This window comes from Micromonospora sp. NPDC003776 (genome assembly GCF_053605645.1).
The window spans coordinates 1-3146 of record NZ_JBSGJR010000701.1; the positions used below are offsets into that span (position 1 = coordinate 1).

Annotated in this window: 3 protein-coding genes; 2 read left to right on the forward strand and 1 reads right to left on the reverse strand. The window is 72.7% G+C overall.

Translation table 11 applies throughout. The annotated features are described in order from the left end of the window. Window positions 1–1362, forward strand: a 1362-nt coding sequence (locus ACWEVO_RS33605; protein WP_452311446.1) for a multicopper oxidase family protein, incomplete at its 5' end; no start/stop codon positions are given. 115 nt (window positions 1363–1477) lie between these two features. Then, on the forward strand, window positions 1478–2761 hold the full coding sequence (locus tag ACWEVO_RS33610; protein WP_452311447.1) for an MFS transporter: 1284 nt from the start codon (window positions 1478–1480) through the stop codon (window positions 2759–2761). Window positions 2762–2820: 59 nt separating this feature from the next. Here the strand turns inward: ACWEVO_RS33610 and ACWEVO_RS33615 are convergent, their stop codons facing one another. Continuing rightward, window positions 2821–2979: a hypothetical protein gene (locus tag ACWEVO_RS33615; protein WP_452311448.1), complete on the reverse strand. Its 159-nt coding sequence runs from the start codon at window positions 2977–2979 to the stop codon at window positions 2821–2823. Window positions 2980–3146: the final 167 nt, after the last annotated feature.

The window sequence follows — 3146 nt, forward strand, 5'->3', positions numbered from 1 at the left end:
CCCGGGGCGGGCCGGTCCGTGGCCGACCTGCGCGGGGCCGGGACACCGGCACCCGGCGGCGCCACCCGGCGGCACCTCCTCACCGCGCAGACCGCCACCGTCCGGCTCCCGTCCGGACGGCAACTCCAGGCGTGGACCTTCAACGGCCGGATCGCCGGCCCGCCGATCACCGCCACCGAGGGTGATCTGATCGAGGTGACGCTGCGCAACACCGACATCGACGACGGCGTGACCCTGCACTGGCACGGCTACGACGTGGCGTGCGGTGAGGACGGCGCGCCGGGCGTGACGCAGGACGTGGTGGCGCGCGGCGAGGAGTTCGTCTACCGGTTCCGCGCCGAACAGGTGGGCACCTACTGGTACCACACCCACCAGGCGTCCCACCGCGGTGTGCGCCGGGGGCTGTACGGGACCCTCGTCGTGACACCACGGGCACCGCAGGTCGACGACGCCGCCCCGCGGCAGCTGGATCTGACGCTGCCCGTGCACACGTTCGACGGGACCGTCGTGATCGGGGACCGGGACGGGCGCACCGACCAGAGCGTGCCGGCCGGTACGCCGGTGCGGCTCCGGCTGATCAACACCGACTCGGAGGCACACCGGTTGGCGCTCGCGGGCACGCCCTTCCGGGTGGCGGCCGTCGACGGACGGGACCTCCACGAGCCGGGTGAGATCAGCGAGGCCGGGCTGCGGCTGCCCGGGGGCGGACGGTACGACCTGGTCTTCGTCATGCCGGACACGGCGGTGGGGCTCGTCGTCGACAACGATCACAGCGGCGGCCTGCGGCTGCGCCCGAACGCCGGCGGTGAGGGCGCGGCCGGCGAGGACACCTCCGGCTGGCCGGAACTCGACCTGCTGCGCTACGGCACGCCGGCCTCCGTGCCGTTCCACGCCGGCAGCCGTGCCGACCGGCACTTCACCCTGGTCCTCGATCGTGGCGTGGCCATGGTGGACGGCCGGCCGGCGTACGCGCAGACGGTCAACGGACGTGGCCACCCGTCGATCCCGGACCAGTTGGTCGCCGGGGGCGATCTGGTCCGGTTCACCGTGGTCAACCGGAGCCTGGAGACCCATCCCTGGCATCTGCACGGCCATCCCGTGCTCGTCCTGGCCAGGAACGGCACGCCGCCGTCGGGCAGTCCGTTGTGGCTGGACACCTTCGATGTGCGCCCGGGGGAGGTGTGGGAGGTCGGGTTCCGGGCTACGAATCCCGGGATCTGGATGAACCACTGCCACAACCTGCCGCACGCGCATCAGGGGATGATGCTGCGGCTCTGCTACGACCGGGTCACCACGCCGTTCCACGGCTCACACAGCGCCCACGGGGCCGACACGGCCGGGAGGCGGGGCCATGAGCACTGACCGGCACAACCGGCGGTTGTGGCTCGCCGCCGGCTCGGTTGTTTGATCGCTCCTTCCCGGTCCTGCTTACATCGCACGGTCAACGCGGGGTGGTGCGAGGCGGGAGGTGCGCAGCGTGGTGCCGAGGCGGTCGCTGGGCCGGCAGTTCCGCTGGCTGTGGGCGGCCTACGCGGTCAGCGCCTACGGCTCCGGCCTGGGGTTCGGCGCGGTGCCGCTGATCGCCGTGCTGGTCCTGCACGCCAGCCCCGCGCAGGTGTCCGCCCTGTCGGCGGTCGGGCCGGCGGTCGGCGCGCTGATCGCGGTGCCGCTCGGGCCCTGGGTGGAGTTCCGCCGCAAGCGGCCGGTGATGATCGGGATGGATCTGGCCCGGTCCGCGGCCATGCTGACGGTCCCGGTCGCCTACGCCTTCGGCCGGCTCAGCTTCGCCCAGTTGCTGGTTGTCTCGGCCGTGGTCGCCGCCGCCAAGATCGCCTTCAACGCGGCGAGCGGCGCGTACCTCAAGTCGGTCGTCCGGCCGGATGACCTGCTCGTGGCCAACGCGCGGTTCGAGTCGACGATGTGGAGTTCGATCGCCGTCGGACCGCCGTTGGGTGGCGCGGCGATCGGCCTGTTCGGGCCGGTGACCACCGTGGTCGCCGACGCACTCAGCTACCTGCTCTCCGCGCTGGGCGTCACGGCGATCCGGGGCCGGGAGGAACACCCGCGACGCGCCGGTGAGCGCCGGGTCCGCGTCGGCGAGCTGGTCGACGGCTGGCGGCACCTGCTGGCCCATCCCGGTCTGCGGGCGCTGTACCTCAACCAGCTGCTCGTCAGCGGACTGATCATGGCCACCGAGCCGCTGTTGGCGGTGCTGCTGCTCCGCGACCTCGGATTCCCACCCTGGCAGTACGGCCTCGCCTTCGCCGCCCCCTGTCTGGGTGGGCTCGTCGGCTCACGGCTGGCCCGCCGGGTCGTGGCGCGCTACGGCCAACACCGGATCCTCCGTACGGTCGGCACGCTGCGCGCGGTCTGGTTGATCGGCCTCGCCTTTGTCCAGCCCGGCGTCGCCGGCCTGGCGACCGTGATCGCCGTCGAACTCGCGATCATCATCAGCATGAGCCTGTACAACCCGGTGCTCGCCACCTACCGGCTCGAACACACTCCGCAGGACCGGATCGCCCGCACCCTGTCGGCCTGGTCGATCAGCAGCAGCGCCGCCATCGCCGTCCTCAGCGCGCTCGGTGGACTGCTCGCCGCCGCCACCAGCCCCCGCACGGCCATCGCCGTCGCTGGACTGCTGATCCTCGCCAGTCCGCTGTTGCTGCCCCGCCGCCGGCATCCGGTACCGGTACCCGACGTCGAGCCGGCGGCACCGCGCCCTCGACCACAGGCGGCAGGCGTGTCCCGTAACGCGGAGTAGCTGCCTGGGAGAAGCCAGCAGCGCCGGCGCCGCCCAGGGCGCCGGGGCTGCTCACGGTGTCACCGTTTGGCTTCCTGCTTGGCCATCTGCGGCTGCTTGCCCTTGCCGACCTTGCGCAGCGCCTCGCGCAACTGCTCCTCGGTCATCTTGGAGTTGCCCTCGATGCCCGCGTTGTGGGCCTGCTGGCGAAGATCGTGCAGCTTCTCCCGGTCACCCATGTCGACCTCCCGTGATGCGGCGGGCGCGGCGCCCGCGCCCCTGGCGTCCGGTCGCGTTCCCCCGCCGGGAGCCGCCAAACGGCGCGGCCTCCGGCCCCCGCTCGGGTACCTTCGCCCCGACCGCGATCCGCGTTCCTGCACCTACGACCAGCTCGAGCGGCCGATCC

Coding starts and splice junctions, on each gene's coding strand:
- ACWEVO_RS33615 (WP_452311448.1), bottom strand. CDS start 2,979: ATGGGTGACCGGGAGAAGCTGCACGATCTTCGCCAGCAGGCCCACAAC.